Annotated in this window: 17 protein-coding genes and 1 pseudogene; 3 read left to right on the top strand and 15 right to left on the bottom strand. The window is 66.7% G+C overall.

Features of this window, described 5'->3' with window-relative positions:
* Window positions 1-3: 3 nt before the first annotated feature.
* The 10 genes and pseudogenes from ABD05_RS11710 to ABD05_RS38895 form a co-directional block, all read right to left on the bottom strand.
* On the bottom strand, window positions 4-2,310 hold the full coding sequence (locus tag ABD05_RS11710; RefSeq protein WP_047900259.1) for a type IV pilus secretin PilQ: 2,307 nt from the start codon (window positions 2,308-2,310) through the stop codon (window positions 4-6).
* Entirely contained in the window at window positions 2,311-2,931 is a 621-nt protein-coding gene (locus ABD05_RS11705) for a hypothetical protein (protein ID WP_047900258.1), read from the bottom strand.
* Entirely contained in the window at window positions 2,928-3,494 is a 567-nt protein-coding gene (locus tag ABD05_RS11700) for a hypothetical protein (protein WP_047900257.1), read from the bottom strand. The genes ABD05_RS11705 and ABD05_RS11700 overlap by 4 nt, the downstream gene beginning before the upstream one ends.
* The gene (locus ABD05_RS11695; protein ID WP_047900256.1) at window positions 3,491-4,021 is read right to left on the bottom strand and encodes a membrane protein; all 531 of its coding nucleotides are present in this window, start codon (window positions 4,019-4,021) and stop codon (window positions 3,491-3,493) included. The genes ABD05_RS11700 and ABD05_RS11695 overlap by 4 nt, the downstream gene beginning before the upstream one ends.
* Window positions 4,018-4,920, bottom strand: coding sequence for a hypothetical protein (locus ABD05_RS11690; RefSeq protein ID WP_047901173.1), 903 nt, complete (start codon window positions 4,918-4,920; stop codon window positions 4,018-4,020). Before ABD05_RS11690 ends, ABD05_RS11695 begins: the two co-directional genes overlap by 4 nt.
* Window positions 4,901-6,622, bottom strand: a complete 1,722-nt coding sequence (locus ABD05_RS11685) for a GspE/PulE family protein (protein WP_141684965.1) — start codon at window positions 6,620-6,622, stop codon at window positions 4,901-4,903. The genes ABD05_RS11690 and ABD05_RS11685 overlap by 20 nt, the downstream gene beginning before the upstream one ends.
* 18 nt (window positions 6,623-6,640) lie before the next feature.
* Complete coding sequence (locus ABD05_RS11680) at window positions 6,641-7,843, bottom strand: type II secretion system F family protein (RefSeq protein WP_047900254.1); 1,203 nt, start codon at window positions 7,841-7,843, stop codon at window positions 6,641-6,643.
* A gap of 55 nt (window positions 7,844-7,898) precedes the next feature.
* Window positions 7,899-8,348, bottom strand: coding sequence for a type II secretion system major pseudopilin GspG (gene gspG, locus ABD05_RS11675; RefSeq protein ID WP_047900253.1), 450 nt, complete (start codon window positions 8,346-8,348; stop codon window positions 7,899-7,901).
* Window positions 8,349-8,530: 182 nt separating this feature from the next.
* Window positions 8,531-9,205 (bottom strand): response regulator, encoded by a 675-nt coding sequence (locus ABD05_RS11670; RefSeq protein ID WP_047900252.1) that lies wholly within the window; start codon window positions 9,203-9,205, stop codon window positions 8,531-8,533.
* A gap of 27 nt (window positions 9,206-9,232) precedes the next feature.
* A pseudogene (locus tag ABD05_RS38895) lies at window positions 9,233-9,772 on the bottom strand (SCO family protein); the annotation flags it as partial.
* Window positions 9,773-10,004: 232 nt separating this feature from the next.
* Here ABD05_RS38895 and ABD05_RS38890 point away from each other — a divergent pair.
* Window positions 10,005-10,400: a hypothetical protein gene (locus tag ABD05_RS38890; protein ID WP_238594069.1), complete on the top strand. Its 396-nt coding sequence runs from the start codon at window positions 10,005-10,007 to the stop codon at window positions 10,398-10,400.
* Window positions 10,401-10,549: 149 nt separating this feature from the next.
* Window positions 10,550-11,683 (top strand): sensor histidine kinase, encoded by a 1,134-nt coding sequence (locus tag ABD05_RS11660; RefSeq protein ID WP_047900251.1) that lies wholly within the window; start codon window positions 10,550-10,552, stop codon window positions 11,681-11,683.
* A gap of 51 nt (window positions 11,684-11,734) precedes the next feature.
* Here the strand turns inward: ABD05_RS11660 and ABD05_RS11655 are convergent, their stop codons facing one another.
* On the bottom strand, window positions 11,735-12,520 hold the full coding sequence (locus ABD05_RS11655) for a response regulator (RefSeq protein ID WP_047901171.1): 786 nt from the start codon (window positions 12,518-12,520) through the stop codon (window positions 11,735-11,737).
* A gap of 557 nt (window positions 12,521-13,077) precedes the next feature.
* On the opposite strand from ABD05_RS11655, the gene ABD05_RS11650 reads away from it, so the two are divergent.
* Window positions 13,078-13,707 carry a lytic transglycosylase domain-containing protein gene (locus ABD05_RS11650; RefSeq protein ID WP_047900250.1) on the top strand — a complete coding sequence of 210 codons (630 nt, stop codon included), beginning with the start codon at window positions 13,078-13,080 and terminating at the stop codon, window positions 13,705-13,707.
* 164 nt (window positions 13,708-13,871) lie between these two features.
* On the opposite strand, the gene ABD05_RS11645 is transcribed toward ABD05_RS11650, so the two are convergent.
* From ABD05_RS11645 to ABD05_RS11630, 4 genes are all read right to left on the bottom strand, one after another.
* The gene (locus tag ABD05_RS11645; protein WP_047900249.1) at window positions 13,872-14,381 is read right to left on the bottom strand and encodes a cytidylyltransferase family protein; all 510 of its coding nucleotides are present in this window, start codon (window positions 14,379-14,381) and stop codon (window positions 13,872-13,874) included.
* A gap of 135 nt (window positions 14,382-14,516) precedes the next feature.
* Window positions 14,517-15,740, bottom strand: coding sequence for a c-type cytochrome biogenesis protein CcsB (gene ccsB, locus ABD05_RS11640; RefSeq protein ID WP_420796349.1), 1,224 nt, complete (start codon window positions 15,738-15,740; stop codon window positions 14,517-14,519).
* 152 nt (window positions 15,741-15,892) lie between these two features.
* Window positions 15,893-16,753, bottom strand: a complete 861-nt coding sequence (locus tag ABD05_RS11635) for a c-type cytochrome (protein ID WP_082146086.1) — start codon at window positions 16,751-16,753, stop codon at window positions 15,893-15,895.
* Between the two features lie 156 nt (window positions 16,754-16,909).
* Window positions 16,910-18,295, bottom strand: a complete 1,386-nt coding sequence (locus ABD05_RS11630) for a hypothetical protein (protein WP_053059934.1) — start codon at window positions 18,293-18,295, stop codon at window positions 16,910-16,912.
* Window positions 18,296-18,403 lie beyond the last annotated feature (108 nt).

Genomic DNA, 18,403 nt, shown 5'->3' with positions numbered 1-18,403 from the left:
GGTTCAATTCCCGTTCTGAATCGAGTGAAGCGGGTTATCGCTCGGGATATCGCCCGCCGGCATCTGCAGCGTCGGAGGCGGCGCTGCTGGCGCGGCCGGTGCAGTTGGTGCAGTTGGTGCAGCCGGTGCAGCAGCCTGCACGGCCGGCGACGCCACCGGCGTCACGCTCGTGCCCGGGGCCGGCGCTGCTTCGTTGCCCGCCGGCTCGGCCGCCTGCGCCGCACCATCCGCGGGTGCCGCGCCCGCCGCGGGCGCGGGCAGCGCGGGCTGCGGTCTCGAGAAACGCCCGCCGTACGGGTCGGGCGGCGGCGTCGTGCGAGGCGCGACGGGCATCTGCCCGAACGCCCCGCTCTCCGGCGACGGCTGCGCCCGGTTCGCCGCCGCCTCCAGCGGCGACGGCGCCTTGCCGCCCGTGGTGCCGCCGCCCACGCTGCCGGGCACCGGCTTCGTCACGGGCGTCGCGGCCGTTGCCGCGGCATCTTCCGCGTTCAGCGCCACCGGATCGAGCCGCAACTGGTCGGCGTGCACGTTGACGTCGGTGCCCGACCACACTTCCTGCGTGTCCGCATCCGCCGCGACCTGCGGCCGGACGATGTGCGGCGTGATCTGCAGCACGATCTCGGTCTTCTTGTGATCGCCTTCATGATCCGAGAACAGGCGGCCGAGCAACGGCAGTTGCCCGAGCCCCGGCACCTTGTTCGCGTTGCGGCGGTCTTCGTCCGAGATCAGCCCGCCCATGATCTGGGTTTCGCCGTCCCGCAGGCGCAGGCTCGTCGACGCGCTGCGCGTGCCGATCTGATACGCGAGCGAGTTCAGCCCTTGCGAATTGCTGCTCTGGATCGTATTGGTGATGTTGCTGACCTCGAGATTCAGCTTGATGCCGACGTCGCCGTCGCGATAGACCTGCGGCTCCACCTCGAGCTTGATGCCGACATCGAGGTACTGGATCATCTGCGTGAACGACGGGCCGCTCGTGCTCGGCGTGCTCGAGCTCGAGATCACCGGCACCTTGTCGCCGATCATGATGCGCGCCTTCTCCTTGTTGCGCGTGCGGATGCGCGGGCTCGCGAGCAGGTTCGCATCGGTGTCCGTGAGCTTGAAGTCCGCGGTGGCGGACAGGCCGCTGACATTCAGCGCATTGACCGGCAGATGGTGCAGCACGCCCCAGGTATTCGCCGTGCTCGGCGTCGATACCGTGAACGAGTTCGGCCAGTTGATGCCGAGCTGCGACATCCGCTCGTGCGACACCTCCAGCACCTCGACCTCGAGCATCACCTCCGGCTCCGGCAGGTCCTGGGCCGCGATCATCTCGTCGGCGACCTTGATCATGTCCGGCGTGCCGCGGATCGTCACGGTGTTCGCGCGCTCGTCGATCACGGCCTCCTTCACCTTCAACAGGCCCTTCAGCAGCGACTGGACCTGCTTCGCGTCGACGTTCGACAGCTGGAACGTGCGCACCTTGAGCTCCTGGTATTCGAGCTGCTTCGCGGGCGTCGCCGGGTAGATGAACAGCGTGTTGGCGTTCATCTGCTTCTTGTCGAGCTGGTTCTGCAACAGGATCATGTCGACCGTGTCCTGCAGCGACGCGTTCTGCACGAAGATCGTCGTCTTCAGGTCGGCACGCACGTCGCGGTCGAAGATGACGTTCAGCCCCGACGTCCGCGACAACGCCTCGAACACCATCCGCACGTTCGCGTCGCGGAATTGCAGCGACACCGGCGTGCGCATGATCGACGAAGCGGCGAGCTTGTCGTCCCGTTCCGAGTGCTGCTGCCGACGCTTGTCGTCGAGCTCCGACTGCATCCGCGCGGCCATCGCATTGGACGGATCCTCGACCAGCACGCGATGCACGCGTTCGGCCGCCTGCGCGTACGAGCCGCGCTTCATCATGCGGTCCGCTTCCTGCAGGATCGCCAGATGCTTGCGGTCCTGCTCGATCATCGTGCCGATCCTGCGGGCGCGCTCGCTCGACGGATCGAGCTCGGTCGCCATGTAGGCGGACCGGGCCGCATCGTCGAACTGGTTCTGCTTGCGGAACTGGTCGGCGTTATCGAGCAACTGGTTGACTTCGGCGTCGCGCGCGTGCATCGCGTCGATCCTCACCTGCGCATTGGTCGGATCGTCGTGCACGTTCGGCACATGCGCGCAGCCGCCGCACGCGAGCAGCGCCACGGCGATCGCCAGTGCGCGTTTCGTCGCGATCCGGCTCGCCGGCGCGTGCCGGAAATCGAACGTCGTGAAGGGCGAAAGGCGTGTCGATGGGCCGCTGTCCCCAACGCGGCGCGCACCCCGTGTGCATGAGGTTTTCATCTACTTTTCCCTTGGAATGGCCAGCACCTGCACCTGGTTCAACGGCAGATAGGTGAGCACCACGTTCGACTCCGAAACCGACTCGACGCGATACTGGCCATCGATCACGTCACCTGGCGAAACGATCAGCAACTGATCGCCGTTGCTGAGAAACACTTGCGGCTTCGCCGCCTTGGCGTCCTGCTCGCCGACATAGGTGAACGGAACCGGCGGCGCCGACGGCGGCGCCGGGCGCGATTCGGGCGGCGTCGGCACTTCGACGGGCGGCGGCAGCCATGACGACGCGGTGAACGGGTCGTGCGCCGCTTCGACGGACACCGGCGCGCGCAACGCGGCGAGCTTCTCCTGCGGCGTCGCCGCTGCCACGCCGGCCGACGCAGGTCGTGGCGCGGTCACAGACACGGACGCGGGCACCGCGGCGTGCGCGGCCGCCGCATGCGCGGCGTTCCGCGCCGGCGGCGTACGCCCGCCGTCGCGATGCAGGCCGCCGAATGCCGGGACCGCTGCCGGCTGCTGCATCGCCGCGACCAGCACGCGATACCCGGCGCCGGCAACGAGGACGCAGCACAGCGCCAGCGCGATGCGCCGGTGCGACGCGGGCTTCATGGCGGCGGAAATCATGGCTGGGTGCTCCGGTAGATGAGCTCGAAGCGCACGCGCGCATCGAGGATGTTGCTGCCCACCGCCGGGCGCTCGACGTGGATTTCCTGCAGCGCCGCGTTAGGCACGTGATTGAGCACCGACGCCAGAAATTGCCGGATCGCGCCGTACTGATCCTTGACCGGAAGCAGCACCTGATAGCGCGCGAAGTGCGCGCCCGACTCGGTCGTCACCTGGTACTCGGCGGAACCGAGCGTCAGATGGCTGTCGCGCGCCTGCGCGAAGATCGACGCGATGTCGTCCGCGCTTTGCGAGAAGCGCGGGAACAGCTCGGGCAACGCGTCGAGCGCCACCGCGTCCGCCTGCGCGCCGCGCACCGCGACCGGACGATGGCCGTGCGTCGCCCGCACGAGCCCGGCCGGCGCCTGCATCGCACGCGTATCGGCTTCCAGGCTGGCGATCGCCGCGACCGCGATGGCCGCCGCGCCGATCAGCAGCAGGCCGACGAGTCCCGGCAGACCGAATGCGCGCCGCAACTCGAAACGCAGCGTGGCCAGGCGGTCCGTCAACCGATCGGTTTTCATGACGTCCTCCAGACGGCCGTGATCTGGAAACGCACCGGCTTGCCCGGTACGTTGTCCTCGACGAGATGACCGTTGAGCACCGCTTCGCGCAGCACGACGCTCGTCTGCAGATACTTCAGGTACGCGATCATCGCGTCCGGATTCTTCGCTTCGGCCGTGATGCGGATCTGGCCTTGCGCCGGGTTCTGGTCGATGCCGATCAGCGCGACGTCATGGTCGGGATAGTCCTCGACGAGCGCGAACAGCGTCTGCCACGGCACGGTCAGTTCGCGCAGCACCGCCTGGCTCTGCTTTTCCGCGAGCTTCGCGGCCGCCGTCGGCGGCGGCTTCACGACGTGCCGCTGCGCGAGCGTCCGATGCTCGGCGGCCTCCACGTTCGCCCGCGCGCGGTCGTTCTCCGCATAGGCATGCCACAGCCATGCGCCGCACGCGGCGCACAGCAGCACGGCGACGCCCAGCAGGATCACCCCGCTCGTCCCGGTGCGGGCACCGCGCCGGCAAAAGTCGATATCGAGCATCGGCATCATGGCGCGTACTCCATCAGCCGGCTCGCGGGCGAGCCGTCGAGCGCCGGCCCTGGCAGCCGTACCGCGGCCGCGAAGCGCGCGCCGAACGGCGCGAAGTCGGTATCGATCCCGATCAGGTAGACCGGGCAGTCCTCGCGCTTCATGCCGGCCCGCGTTGCCGAACGTTCGAACAACTGCTCCGCGAGTTCGGTCAGCCGCGATGCGTCGCCGGACTCGCCGGGAAAGAGGCGTTGCGCATCGTAGGCGGCCCAGCCGCCCCGCTCGATCATGACCGCCTGCATCAACGCATCGGCGACGACGATCAGCAGCGCATCGTCGCCGGCTTTCACCGCGATGCGATTCAGCGTCTCCGGAAGCCCCGATCTCAGGCTGCAGACGCGGACCCTGGCGGACGCCGCCGCGTCATGGATGCCGTCGTGCAGCGTGCGCGACAGCGCACCGGCGAAGAGCGCGCGGCCGCGCTGCTGCACGCAGAAGCGCACGACCAGCGATGCACCGTCGACCCCGTACGTGTCGGAGAAATGGGCGAGCACGATTTCTTCGAGTTCGCGCATGCGCAATGCGCGGAAGTCGCCGCGCAAGATCGCGTGGTGGCACCAGAAATCGTCGAGCACGACGTGCGCGCCGCGCGTCGGCGACATCGGGCTGCGCGCGTGCCCGTGCGTGACGGCGGCATCGGCCGCGCCGCCGGAAGTCGCGACTGTCGCGGCCAGCGCGGCGCGCAATGCGTCGAGCACGCCCGCCTCGCTGCCGAATTGCGCGTCGGGAATCGCGACGCTGACCGGATCGGCGGCGAACGCGCGCTTGCGCGGTCGCCACAGTGCGGGCGAACGGACGCCGACGACGATCTCGCGCGTCCCGATGCCGACCGCAAGCGGGTTATTCAACCATCGTGACACGATTGATCTCCTCGAGCGTCGTTTCGCCGCGCCGCACCAGTTCGATGGCCGCCGATCGCAACGTCGTCATCCCGTGGCGCAGCGCCGCCGCCTTGATGTGCCCGAGCGGCGCGCGCTCCGACAGCAGTTGCCTCAGCTCGTCGTTCATGCGCAGCGCCTCCGCGATCGCACGCCGGCCGCGATAACCGCTGCCGCGGCACATCGCGCACCCGGTGCCGCGACGAAACAGGTAGCTGCCGGCCGTATCCGGGTCGATGCCCGAGCGGGCGAGCGCATCCGCGTCCACCGCGTCCTCGGCCAGGCAATCCGGGCAGCACTGGCGCAGCAGCCGCTGCGCGATCACGCCGTTGAGCGCGGAGACGAAGCTGTACGGATCGACCTCCATGTTCGTGAAGCGGCCGATCACGTCGAACACGTTGTTCGCGTGCACGGTCGTGAACACCTGGTGGCCGGTCAGCGCGGCCTGCACGGCGATCTGCGCGGTTTCCGGATCGCGGATCTCGCCGACCATGATCTTGTCCGGGTCGTGCCGCAGGATCGACCGCAGCCCGCGCGCGAAAGTCAGGCCCTTCGCCTCGTTGACCGGAATCTGCAGGATTTCGCCGAGCTGGTATTCGACCGGATCCTCGATCGTCACGATCTTCTCGAGACCGTTGTTGATCTCGGTGAGGATCGCGTAAAGCGTCGTGGTCTTGCCGCTGCCGGTCGGCCCCGTGACGAGCAGCATCCCGTACGGCATCGACGCCACCGAGCGCATGAAGCGCGTGTCGCCCGGCTGGAAGCCCAATGCCTCGAGCGTCAGGCCGCCCGCGGCCTGCGACAGCTGGTAGCGGTCGAGTATCCGCAACACCGCGTCCTCGCCGAACTGGTTCGGCATGATCGACACGCGGAAATCGATCTCGCGCCCGGCGTACATCGCCTTGAAGCGCCCGTCCTGCGGAACGCGGCGCTCCGCGATATCGAGCTCGGAGATCACCTTCACGCGGGACAGCACCTGATCGGCGACCTCCCGGCCCTCGACGCGGCCCACCACGGTGAGCACGCCGTCGACACGGCACTTGATCATCAGGCCGTTCGCGCGGCATTCCAGGTGGATGTCGCTCGCGAGCATCTTGAGCGCATCGTAGATCGTCGAATTGAGCAGGCGCACCACCGGACTGTCGTCGTTGCTGATGCCCTGCAGCGTCAGCGCGAGCGACGCCGGATCGGGCGCGTTCTGGATCGGATCGTCGAACGCGAGCGAGTCCATCGCGCGGATATCCTTCTCGCGCACGGTCAGATACGCGTTGAGATCCCCGGCGCTCGCGAGCGCCCAGCCGTACGGCACCGCCGGCCGCGCGCGCATCCGGTGTTCGACCCAGCCGCGCGTGCGCGCATCGAGCGGATCGGCGATCGCGAACAAGCGCGCGTCGCCGCCGTCGGGATCGCGGAAGCACACGCACAGGCGCGCCGTCGCGTCGACGAACGGCACCGTGTCGAAATCCGGCTCGAGGCGGCCCAGCTCGCGCATCCCGATCGGCTTCATCCGGAATTGCGCGGCGAGCTGCGCGCGCATCTCGTCCGCGCCGAGCGCCGTCTGCGCCGTCAGCACTTCGAGCGCGCGAAGGCCGGAGCCGTGCTGTTTGCCGAGCGCGCGCAGGACGTCGCGCAACGCGGGGCCCGCGTCGGGGAGGTCTTCCGGTGGGGGGGTGACGGTATCCACGCGTGTCTCCAGATCAGCCTACTGAATGCTCGACGCGATCTCGAAGATCGGCAGGTACATCAGCACGACGATGCCGCCGATCACCACGCCGATCACGATCATCATCGCGGGCTCGATCAGTCGCGAGATCAGGTCGATCGTGCGCGACACCTGTGCTTCCTGGAACGCGGCGATCCGGTCGAGCACGGGCCCGAGGCCGCCGGTTTTCTCGGCGACCGTCAGCAGGCGGTAGCCGATCGCGTTCGCGAGGCCGGCCTGCTGGAACGCATCGGAGATCCGCGCGCCATTGCGGACCTGCTGCAGCGCGCCCGCGAGCGCGGCCTGGTCCGCGCGGCCTACCAGGCCGCGCGCCAGATCGAACGCGCGAACGGCGGGAATGCCGCCGTCGACCAGCATCGCCGTCGTGCGATAGAACTGGGACTGGCGAAACACGCGGAAATGCTGCCCGATGCCGGGCAGCGCCAGCAGGCGATCGGCGATCCAGATCCGCAGCGCCGGCCGGCGCAGCGCCACGCCGGTTGCCACGGCCAGCACCGCGAGCGCAGCCGCCAGCCCGGCGCCGTGCGCGTGCACCATGCCGCCCCACGCCATCAGCAGCCGCGACATCAGCGGCAGTTCGCGGCCGCTGTGTTCGAGGAGCGACGCGAACCGCGGCACCACGAAGCCGAGCAGAAACAACACGACGGCCGCGCCGACGAACAGCAGCACGGTCGGATAGATCGCCGCCGACACGACACGCGCGCGCAGCTCGTGGAGCGTCGCGCTATTGCGCGAGTAACGGGTCAGGCTCGCGGCGAGGCCGCCGGTCTGCTCGCTCGCCTTCACGCACGCGACCAGCACCGGCGGGAAGATCGGGCTCGCATGCTCGAGCGCCGCCGACAGCGACTGCCCCTCCTCCAGTTGCCGCAGCAGGTCGCGATACACCTGCGCGGACGCTTCGCGCCGCACGTTGCCGCCGAGCGTGCGCAATGCGTCGACCACGCCGACGCCCGCGTCGAGCAGCGCCGCGAGTTCGCGCGCGAACATCGCCACGTCGAACCGCGCGCCCGGCATGCCGAACCGGCGCGCGCCGCGCCGCTGCCGCCGCGCGTCGGTGCTCACCGACACGACCCGCAGGCCGCGCGAGCGCGCGAGCGCCGCCGCGGTCGCCGGCGAATCGCTGTCGAGGCGAAGCGTCTGGACCGAGCCATTCGTATCGAAGACACGCAGCACGAACTTCACGTCGACTCTCCTTGCTGACTGCTCACGACAGGCACGGCCGCCGGGCCGCGCCGCCCTACCACGACGAGATCGTCACGTTCTCGCCGGTGCCGCCGCCGCGCCCGTCCTTGCCGAGCGAATACAGGTCGTAGTCGCCGTGCTCGCCGGGCGAGCGATACTGGTACGGACGGTCCCACGGATCCGCCGGAACCGCCTTCTGCAGATACGGGCCGCTCCACCGCGGCGCGCTCTGCGGCTTGTTGACGAGCGCGTCCAGCCCTTCCTCGGTCGTCGGATAGACCCCGACGTCGAGCCGGTACTGATCGAGGGCCTGGCCGAGCGACACGATCTGCGCACGGGCGATCTTCACGTTCGACTTGCCGACCTGTTCGAAATACCGTGGCGCGACGAGCCCCGCCAGCAACCCGATGATGACCATCACGACGAGCAGCTCGAGCAGCGTGAAGCCGCGGTTCGCACGGATGCGGCGAGCGAGCCCGCCGCCCTGCCGCTGCTGCCCCGGCATGCCGGGCCGGATCGAGGACAATTCGTCGCGCACGGCTTTCTCCCTGTATCGCCTGCCGCTTCAGCACCGCTGAAGCCTTTGATTGCATTCTTGTTCAGGGCGATACGCGTCAGAAGTAGGGAGGGCCGTCCATCGACATGGGTAGATCCCCCCCAGTTGCGCCATGGCGCGATGGAGGGTTTTCACACACGGTCGTCGTCGGTCAGCGCGAGCACGCCGATGTCGATCGCGAAGTGGACGAGGCCGGTCAGGTTCACGATGCCGAGCTTGCGCATCAGGTTCGCACGATGCTTTTCCACCGTTTTCGGGCTGAGCTGCAGGCACTCGCCGACCTGCCGGCTCGTGTGCCCCTCGACGACGAGACGCAGCACCGTGCGCTCGCGGTTCGTCAGCGCATTCCACAGGCGCGCCTTGTGCGCGCTCGCCTCGCGCAGCCCCTGCAGGCCGGCGCGGGCCCGATACGCGTCCAGGCTGATCACGCACTTGCCCTGCATCACGAAGCGCATCTCGCGGACCAGGTCGGCGAACGACGAATCCTTGACGACGTAGCCGTCCGCACCGGACGCGAACGCCTCCCTGACGTTGTCTTCGCTGCGATGGACGGTGAGGACGATGATCCGCGTACGCGGCGCATCGCGCTTGATCGCGGCGATCGCTTCGAAGCCGCTGCCGCCCGGCATCGACAGATCCATCAGGATCAGGTCGGGCAGCGTCTGCGCGGCGAGACGGCAGGCCTCGAACCCGCCGCTCGCCTCGCCGACGATGCAGTAGTCGTCCAGCTCGGACACCATGTGGCTGAGACCGAGCCGCAGCAGATGCTGATCCTCGACGATCAGCACGCGATGCTTCTTTTCCAATTTCGACGCTCCCTGACGGACGCGTTGCTAGTTGGAAGCGACGACGTCGCGATAGGCCGCGAGCAGTTCGGTCGGCGTCGCGAAGCCGTCGATGCGCAGCCACGGCTGGCCGGGCGCGGACCGCATGAACGTCACCGGCGTGTGATTCATCTTGTCGCCGCGAAAGACGTTGAACGCGCGCTGCGCCGCGAGGCTCGCCTCGACCGTGCCCGTGTAGTGCTGCCATTCGGGCCCGGCTTCGAAGTGCGCGGCATAGGCCTTGAGCCGCTCCGGCGTGTCCTGCTCCGGATCGATCGAGATCGATACGATGTGCACCTTGTCGCGGTCGGGGCCCAGCTCGCCCTGCAGCCGCTCGAGCGTCTGGCTGATCATCGGACAGATGGTCGTGCAGGTGGTGTAGATGAACGTCAGGATCACCGGCCTGCCGTCGTCCACTTCCTTGACCAGCGACACGGTCTTGCCGTCGTCGCGCACGAGGTCGACCGTCGGCAGCGTGTATTGGGCCGTCGTGTGCATCGTGCCCGGCATCACGACGTGATGCATGTGCATGCCGGCCGCTTCGGTCGCGGCCCCGGCGGTGTGTGGCGCGGCGTTTTCCGTGGCGGGTCCGGCGGCGTCCCCGGTGCTGCTTTCAGCGGTTTTTCCGGGTGCGCTTTCGGTTGTGCTTTCATCAACTTGCTTGACCGCGCTCCCGGCAGCGCCCTGCGCGTCGTGCTCCATGACGTGCCCGGCGGCGTCCGGCATCGCGTGGTCGCCGGCACTCGCGGCGGTGTCCGGCATCGCGCTCTCGCCGGCACTCATGGCAGCATCCGGCATCGCGTTCTCGCCGGCACTCATGGCAGCGCCCGGCATCGCATTGTCGTCGGCGCTCGCGGCAGCATCCGGCATCGCCGGCATCGCCGGCATCGCCGGCATCGCATGTTCATCGACACTCGCGGCGGGATGTTCGCCGACGTGCTCGCTGACGTTCTCGCCCGCGCCCTCGGCGACGCCATCGACGGGCGCGCACCACGCGGCGGTCGCGGCGATCGTGACACTCGCCACCACGAATGCCCCCATCGTCGATCTGGCAATCCGTTTCATACCGACCTCCCCTGACGATAAACAAGGCAATGGCGGTTTCCGAGCCTCGTCAGCGCAGTGTCTTGAATTTGGTCGCGAGCGTCATGGGATGACGCCCCCCAAAGGCCGGTAGGGTATGTCCGCTTGCCGGAATACCCGCCGGCGACTGCCGGGATATCCCTACGCTCCCGCGCGCATTCCCCTTGTTGCGACTTGCGTCGGTCGCGTCCTAGAATGGCAGAAACCTTACGATTTCCTGAAACCTGCGCATCGGGAGCTCCCATGATTGAACGCCAGCCCGCCAGGCCACAAATCAGGCTGCTCGATCTGATCGATGCGATGCGCAAGCTTCGCGGTGCGGTGCGCGCGGACGATCGCGACGCCGGTATCGTCACCGATGCACGCGGCGCCGCCCTTGCCGTTCTCACGGCCGACGGAACCTTCGTGTCGGCGAATCGCAGCGCCGCGGCGCTGTTCGGCTATTCGAACACCGAGCTCGTCGGCAAGCGTCTGTTCGACATGGCGCTCGACGATACGCACGCCGAATTGGCAGACGAATTGTCGAGAGGCACCACCCTTCCCTGTCATTCGTTCACCGCGATGCTCAGCGGGCGAACCGGCCATCCCGCGCAGTTCATGGTGCACCAGCAGGCGCTTCCCGCCACGGCAACCAGCACCCGCCTGTTGCTGACGCTGTTCGAGGAACCGCCGGCCCTCGAGCCCGAGCCGCCCGATGCAGCCGCGGAGCGCTACGCGGGCACGCCTGCCCGCCACGCCTATCTGCTGATGGGCCAGCAGAAGGAGCGCTACCGGCTTGCCGCGGAATTGCACGACGGGCTCGGTCAGGCGTTGACGCTCATCAAGCTGATGAATGAGGACGCGCTGATGCGCATTCGTCGCGGCGAAATCGACGAGGCGGCGAATCTGCTCGATTCGACGGTGCTCCGGATCCGCGAAACGATCGGCGAAGTCCGGCAGATATGCGGTGAATTGCGGCCGCCGATGCTCGACAAGCTCGGCCTGTCGGCGGCCCTCGCTTCGCTGTGCCGGCGCATCGAGCGTGACGTGAACACGCTGACGGTCGAGTTCAATTGCGATGTCGACGACGACGACATACCCGACCATCTGAAGGCGGACATGTTCAGGGTCGCGCAGGAGGCGCTCAACAACATCGTCAAGCACGCGGAGGCCACCGAGATCGTACTCGGCTTGCGCCACGACGCCGACGGCCTGCTGCTGACGATTCGCGACAACGGCATCGGCTACGAGCATCGCCCGCTGACGACGGAAGACGCGCACACGGACGGGCTCGGCCTGATCGGCATGCAGCACCGCGTCGAGTCGCACGGCGGCACGTTCTCGATCCAGTCGTCGGCCACCACGGGCACGCTCATCTCGGCGAGCTGGGCCGGCTGACGCGCGCGATCGCGGTCGATCCCGCAGTCGATCCCGCGGTTAATCCAGCGGTTAATCCTTCACGCCGCCGAGCGGATAATCGTCCAGTCTCGCATGCGCGCCGGCATCTTCCGGAGCCCTGACGTCGTCGATCGTGTGAGTCGGCACGTCGTCCGCATCCGGTTCCGCGCACTTCGCCGCGAGCGTGGTCAACAGACCCATGCTCATCGCGACCAGCACCAGTTCCGTCAGGTTCGCGAGATGGAGCTTGTGCATCATGCTCGCCCGATACTTCTCGATCGTCTTCGGGCTCAGATTCAGGTATTGGCCGACCTGCCGGTTGGTGCGCCCTTCGGCAATCAGCTTCAGCACGCTACGCTCGCGCGCGGTGAGGATGTCCCAGGCCTTTCTCGGCGCAGGCATTTCGCGGCCGGTCACGAACGAGTCGACCATGTAGCCGTACACGTCCGCGCTCAGATGCTTCTTCCCCTGCCTGACCATGCGCATCGCGAGCAGCAATTCGTCAAACGAAACGTCCTTGAGCACGTAACCGTCGACCCCGGCGCGCAGCGCCTCCCGCACATACTCCTCGCTCTGGTGAACCGTGAGCGCGATGATCCGGACCGTCGGCGTGCGCCGCTTGATCGTTGCGCTCGCATCGATGCCGTTCATCCCGCGCATCGACAGATCCATCAGGATCAGATCGGGAGCCAGCGCCAGCGCCTGATGACACGCCTCCTTGCCGTCCCGTGCCTCGCCGACGACGTCGTAGTCGCCTTGCGCGCACAGCATCGACCGCAGACCATTTCTCAGCAGGTCATGGTCCTCTGCAATTACAACGCGACATTTGGTATTCACGACCGTCACTCCCCCGTTTCTCCATTCCTGCGCGGCGTGCCGTATCGGCACATCCTGCGCAGTTCCGGACACGCTCGCTGCGTGGTTTCCCCTTGCCCAGATTCATTATCGATATTCGCGGCAACCGACAGCCATGCGTGTCGCTGCAGCAAGGATCGCGCCACCGCGCGCCGAGCCTGCGGCGGCGGCGCGCCGGATTGCGCCGGTCCGCGGCGCGACCGCGCCACCCTCCTGAAATGTTTCAAAACTGTATCGACTTCAGGTTTTTCAGCGCGTCAGTGTGATTACCGATAGCGGGAATGCCACTCGCGTTTCAGCATGAATGAAAACATTCCCGCCGCGACGACGCCAAATCGAGAAGAAACCAACGGTGCGCAGTAAGGATTGTCAATCTTCGTTAGTTACCACCAATTACCCACCGTTACGGGGGTAACAATTTTGCACCGTTTTTTGCGGTCGCCGTTTTGGCCGCCGTTTTGCCCTCGAAGTGTAGGGGGGTGCCCCATTGCCGATCCGATTTCCCGTCGCCGACAATCCAGGTGCAGGAGACCTGGAAGATGCACCGTCGACCTTTATCCGGATTGGGAATCGCGATCGCTGCCGCATGCGTGGCACTCGGCTCGGCGTGGACGTGCAGCGCGAACGCGCAAATCTTCGGCACGGTCACCAGCACTGGCGCAATCGTCCTCACCAACGAACCCGGCACGGCCGGCCTGAAGGTGATCGTCGCGAGCGCCGCGCCCGCCCCACCCGACATGAAGCAAGGCGCATCGAAGCTGGCCCGCGGCGCGCTGTCCTCGTTCGCCGACGTGATCGACGAAGCGAGCCGCGCGTTTCGCGTTCCGCCCGAGCTGCTGCGCGCGGTGATCGACGTCGAATCGGGATACAACCCGAAGGCGGTCTCGGACAAGGGCGCGCAAGGGCTCATGCAGTTGATGCCCGACACCGCGCGGCGTTTTTCGAGCGGAGACATGTTCAATCCGCGCGACAACGTGCTGGCCGGCGCGCACTATCTGCGCTTCCTGCTCGACATGTTCAAGGACAACGTCGAACTCACGCTGGCCGCCTACAATGCCGGAGAAAATGCCGTGATTCGCGCCGGCTATCGCATTCCGTCATCGCCGCAAACGCGCGTGTATGTCCCGCGCGTGCTCTCGCGCTACAAGCGGCTCCTCGATTCGAGTTGATGTGTCCGGCTGATGTGTGCGGCTGATGTGTGCGGCCGATGTTTCCGGCCGAAGTTTCCGGCAATACGCGCCGCAGTCCGTGCGGCGCATACGAACGCGTTGCCGGATATCGCGCCGCCGCGACGCCCGGCAACATGGCCGAGCCACGCCGGCCGGCCGACGGCTCAGGGAAAGGCGGGAATGGTCGGATCTTCGCCTTCGAGATGCGCTTCGGCGTGGTGAAGCTCGATCAGGTGCTCGATCTCGTGGACCCGGTCCTTCGGAATGTCGAGGATCATCAGCAGCTCGCCGCGCTCGATGCCTTCTTCGAAACGCCTCAGGCGTGTACTCGGCACGTTGACGCCGATCATCGACGCCGCCCAGGCACCGAAGCCGGCGCCGGACAACGTGATCGTCACGAAGCCGGCACCGGCGATCGGCAGGCCCGCGGGCGGGAACGCCAGCGCGATCAGCCCCAGCAGCACCCCGGTCGCGCAACCGACCACCGTGCCGCGTGCAAGCGACGGCAGCAAGTCGCTGCGCTGCGTCAGCGTGGCCTCCTGCAAACCATCGTGCACGACGCTGTGATTCGCGATGAAATGAATATGCCGCCACTCGACATGCAGCAACAGCAACTCGTCGACGATCGACTGCGCGCATTGCGGCGTCGGCAACAGAAAATAGATGCGTCTCATGGCGACTCCCCCCACCTCACGTCAGGCATGCAGCGGCCCCTCTAACGACATTCTGGTCCGGCGCGCAACCCGCTTGAAGTGGGAATGCCCACCGAAACACATGGGTAGAAAGCGGTAGGACATCATGCGTGCGCGTCAAAGTTTCCCGTAGCTGTGCAGCCCGGACAGGAACATGTTGACGCCGAGGAACGCGAACGTCGTCACGAGCAGGCCCGTGAGCGCCCACCACGCGGCAGCCGCGCCGCGCAGGCCCTTCATCAGCCGCATGTGCAGCCACGCCGCGTAGTTCAGCCACACGATCAGCGCCCAGGTTTCCTTCGGGTCCCAGCTCCAGTACCCGCCCCATGCCTCGGCCGCCCACAGCGCGCCGAGGATCGTCGCGATCGTGAAGAACGCGAAACCGACCGCGATCGACTTGTACATCACGTCGTCGAGCACCTCGAGCGTCGGCAGGCGATCGGCGAGCACGCCGCGCTCCTTCATCAGGTACGCGACCGACACCATCGCCGACAGCGCGAAGCTGCCGTAGCCGATGAAGTTCGCCGGCACGTGGATCTTCATCCACCAGCTCTGCAGCGCAGGCACGAGCGGCTGGATCTGCTGCGCATCGCGCGCGACCGAGTACCACATCAGGAAGCCGACCGCCGCGCTGATGACCAGCAGAACGAACGCGCCGAGCGAGCGCGTGCCGTAATGGCCCTCGTAATACAGATAGAGCAGCGCGGTGATCAGGCTGAACAGGACGAACACCTCGTAGAGGTTCGATACGGGGATATGCCCGACGTCGGCGCCGATCAGGTAGGACTCGTACCAGCGCACCATCAGCCCCGTGAAGCCCATCAGCACGGCGACCCACGTGAGCTTCTGGCCGATCGCGGCGCCGGTTTCCGAGCGCGCGAGCAAGCCGATCCAGTAGAAGACCGTCGCGAGCACGAACAGCGCGCTCATCCACAGGATCGCCGACTGGCTCGACAGGAAGTACTTGAGGAAGAACGCCGCATCGGCGCGCGCGAGATCGCCCTGGTAGATCTGGATCGACAGCAGCGACAGCACGGCGATCGACGCCATCATCAGCCGCACCGGCTTCCAGCGCCAGCCGAGCGTGACGAGCGCCGGCACGGTGCCGATCATCACGGCCTTGTCGTAGTAATCCATGCGCGCGTCGTAGTGCACGAGCGCATAGCCCGCGCCCACCACGAGCGCCAGTGCGAACAGCCAGTCGATCAGCGACAGGCGTGCGAGGAACGGACGATCGTCGCCCGGCTCGCATGCACGAACCGCGGCGGACGCGTGTTGTCGCCGATACGGCAGCCTGGCGACCGACGCCGCGCTGTCGCGAGAGGATTGCATCGCTTTCATCGTATTCACCGGAACGGAACCGCGCAGGATTGGAAGAAAAAGAGGTGCCCCGCCCCGGGGGAGACGAAACACCTAAATGATCACTGCCGGCGCCGGTCGCCTGCCCGCCGCGCGGCACGTGCCGCATGCGACGCCGAACCGGCGGCGCTTGCTCATTTTTCGGCCGGCGGGCTCGCCGATGTACCGGTTTCCGGCGAGTTCGTCGGTGCACCGGCCTCCGGCGGGTTCATCGATGCACCGGTTTCCGCGGGGCTCGGCGACGCACCGACTTCCGGCGGGTTCAACGGTACGCCCCCTTCCGGTGGGTTCACCGATACGCCCACTTCCGGCGGGCTCGCCGATGCACCGGCTGCCGGCGGGCTCGCCGATACGCCGGCTTCCGCCGGAAATGCCTCGACATAGGCCGCGACGGCGCGCATGTCCTGCTCCGTCATGTTCGCGCATACCGACTTCATGATCGCGCCGCGTGGCCGTGTATCGGTTTCCCGGAAAATCGTGAGCTGCTTCACCACGTAGTCCGCATGCTGGCCGGCGAGACGGGGAAACCGGCTCATGCCCTCGCCATGCTGGCCATGACACCCGATACAGGCCGCAACGCCCTTGTCCGGCAGGCCCCCCACGAAGATCGCCTTGCCCGCGTCGAGCAGCGTGCGATCGCCGGCTTCGCCCGGCTCCGCCGCCTGGCCAGAAAAATAGGCGGCAAGCTCGTCGATCTGCTTGTCGGTCAGATGCGTGAAGCCCCACATGTACCGCTTCGCGTTCGGATCGGCACGCGCGTGGCTTTTGAAGTCGGTCAACTGATCGACGAGGTACTCCTTGCGCTGTCCGGCCAGCTTCGGAAACATCGGCGACACCGACACGCCGGTCGCGCCATGGCAGTTCGAACACACCTGCAGCGCGATGGTCTTGCCCGGCACCGCCGGGTTGTCGACCTGCCGCGACCGCTCCAGGTCGTGGCAACCGGCCCCGGCCAGCACCATCGCGAGCGAGACGATATGGGCCACCTTGTTCATGTCAGCCACCTCCTTGCCGCAACTTCCGTCGCCTGCCGAACCGATTCCGTTCGACAGGGATACGTGCCCGCATCGCGACGCGATGCGAGATGCGCGACACCCGCTCGCCGCGCGTGCTTCGGTCGGTCCGGTGTGCGGGAAACGCCGGACGGGATGTCAGAACGATGCGACCCATAGATAGAGAAACAGCGTGTCGTTGTCCCTCGCATTGCGCCCCATGCCGTCGTAATTGGTCGCCGCGCCGAGGAAGCGGGTGAAATGCGTGTACTGCAGGCCGACGCGCACGTACTGGACCGGTATCCAGAAGATTTCCGGCGTCCAGCCCTGCGTGTTCGGATGGAAGTTCGCGCTGCCCGCATACAGCGTGCTGTCCGTCGTCCCGGTCGTATTGAAGAACGACAGGCTCACGCCATACTTGTTCTGGTAGATGTACGACGCCTTGAGCCGCAGCGAGTTGAGATTCGCCGACGGGCTGTCCCCCAGCACGAAGTTGTTCGGATCGTGGATGTTCTCGCGCACGTAGCGCGCCTGCGCAGTAATCGTGTGCGGCTCCAGCAGGTACTGGTACTGCGCGTCGAAACCGTAGTCGCGATAACGCGTGACACCGCTGCCGAAGATCGGGAGATTGTTCGGGTCGTTCGGATAGATGTCGACGCTCAGTCCGAACGCGCCGACCATCAGGCTATGCGGACCCCATTCGCGCGTCAGCGCGATGCGTGCATACGGGTTGTAGCCGCGCAGATAAACCTGCGGGTGGTCCGGATTCCCCGGCTTGTTCCCGTGACTCAGGAACGACCAGATGCCGTCGGCCGTACTGTAGGCGGTCAGCTCCGCATACACCGTCTTGTTCCAGTACACGTACCCGCCCACGCCGACGACCTGCATCGCGAGGCTTCCTTCGAGCACCGGCAGCGCAGGAATGCCGGCGGCCGGGCTGATCGACGACGCAATGTACGGATAGCCCCACGCCGGCGCGGTGTTGAAGACGTCCTGCACGGTCGGATTGTTGTGTACCGTCACGCCGAGGATCAGGTCGTTCGCACTGGAGATGATCCGGTCGACGAAGCGGATGTCGGTATTGTCCGATGACCATTGACCTTTCCATTTGCCGCTACCGTCCTGATGATCGTAGTTCGCATAGGTAAACTGAGCGAAGCCGCCGATCTTGTCGGTAATCTTCCCGGCAAGGAACACGCTCGCGAAATCGAAGATCGGCAACCCGTTCTTCGGATTGATCTTGTTGCCGCTGGAGTCGGTGTTGCCGCGCGTCGTGCTCAGATCGCCGATGGCCATCGCGGCGATCGGAATCGTTCGCTCGCCGAGCGTATAGCCGTTCAGCTTGAACAAGCGTCCGTACGGCGTGAGTTCCGGAAACTGTCCGCCGGCATGACATGCGACGCAGCTCTGCCCGGTCTGCCGCGCGAAGATCGGCAGCGCCCGTGCGGCCGACACCTGCAGCAACGCGAGCATCGCGAGCATGGCCATCCAGCCGCAATGCCTCCAGCGAGGACGCGCGCGATGGCCGACTAGGAACGTTGTCATGGCTGTTTCCCCCCATGCCGTGTGTCGCCACGTTCCGACGCGACATGCGCACGTCGGGCGATGTCTTCATTGTGCGAAACGCCCATGAAAACCGGCATGGGGCGACTC

Source organism: Burkholderia pyrrocinia (assembly GCF_001028665.1).
Classification (GTDB): domain Bacteria; phylum Pseudomonadota; class Gammaproteobacteria; order Burkholderiales; family Burkholderiaceae; genus Burkholderia; species Burkholderia pyrrocinia.
This window is presented reverse-complemented; position numbering and strand designations above follow the sequence as displayed.

Excerpts from the sequence above, each read along its gene's own strand:
- ABD05_RS11710 (WP_047900259.1), bottom strand. The coding sequence starts at position 2,310 with ATGAAAACCTCATGCACACGGGGTGCGCGCCGCGTTGGGGACAGCGGC.
- ABD05_RS11705 (WP_047900258.1), bottom strand. The coding sequence starts at position 2,931 with ATGATTTCCGCCGCCATGAAGCCCGCGTCGCACCGGCGCATCGCGCTG.
- ABD05_RS11700 (WP_047900257.1), bottom strand. The coding sequence starts at position 3,494 with ATGAAAACCGATCGGTTGACGGACCGCCTGGCCACGCTGCGTTTCGAG.
- ABD05_RS11695 (WP_047900256.1), bottom strand. The coding sequence starts at position 4,021 with ATGATGCCGATGCTCGATATCGACTTTTGCCGGCGCGGTGCCCGCACC.
- gspG (WP_047900253.1), bottom strand. The coding sequence starts at position 8,348 with ATGCCGGGGCAGCAGCGGCAGGGCGGCGGGCTCGCTCGCCGCATCCGT.
- ABD05_RS38890 (WP_238594069.1), top strand. The coding sequence starts at position 10,005 with ATGGCAGCATCCGGCATCGCGTTCTCGCCGGCACTCATGGCAGCGCCC.
- ABD05_RS11660 (WP_047900251.1), top strand. The coding sequence starts at position 10,550 with ATGATTGAACGCCAGCCCGCCAGGCCACAAATCAGGCTGCTCGATCTG.
- ABD05_RS11650 (WP_047900250.1), top strand. The coding sequence starts at position 13,078 with ATGCACCGTCGACCTTTATCCGGATTGGGAATCGCGATCGCTGCCGCA.
- ABD05_RS11645 (WP_047900249.1), bottom strand. The coding sequence starts at position 14,381 with ATGAGACGCATCTATTTTCTGTTGCCGACGCCGCAATGCGCGCAGTCG.
- ccsB (WP_420796349.1), bottom strand. The coding sequence starts at position 15,740 with ATGAAAGCGATGCAATCCTCTCGCGACAGCGCGGCGTCGGTCGCCAGG.
- ABD05_RS11635 (WP_082146086.1), bottom strand. The coding sequence starts at position 16,753 with ATGAACAAGGTGGCCCATATCGTCTCGCTCGCGATGGTGCTGGCCGGG.
- ABD05_RS11630 (WP_053059934.1), bottom strand. The coding sequence starts at position 18,295 with ATGACAACGTTCCTAGTCGGCCATCGCGCGCGTCCTCGCTGGAGGCAT.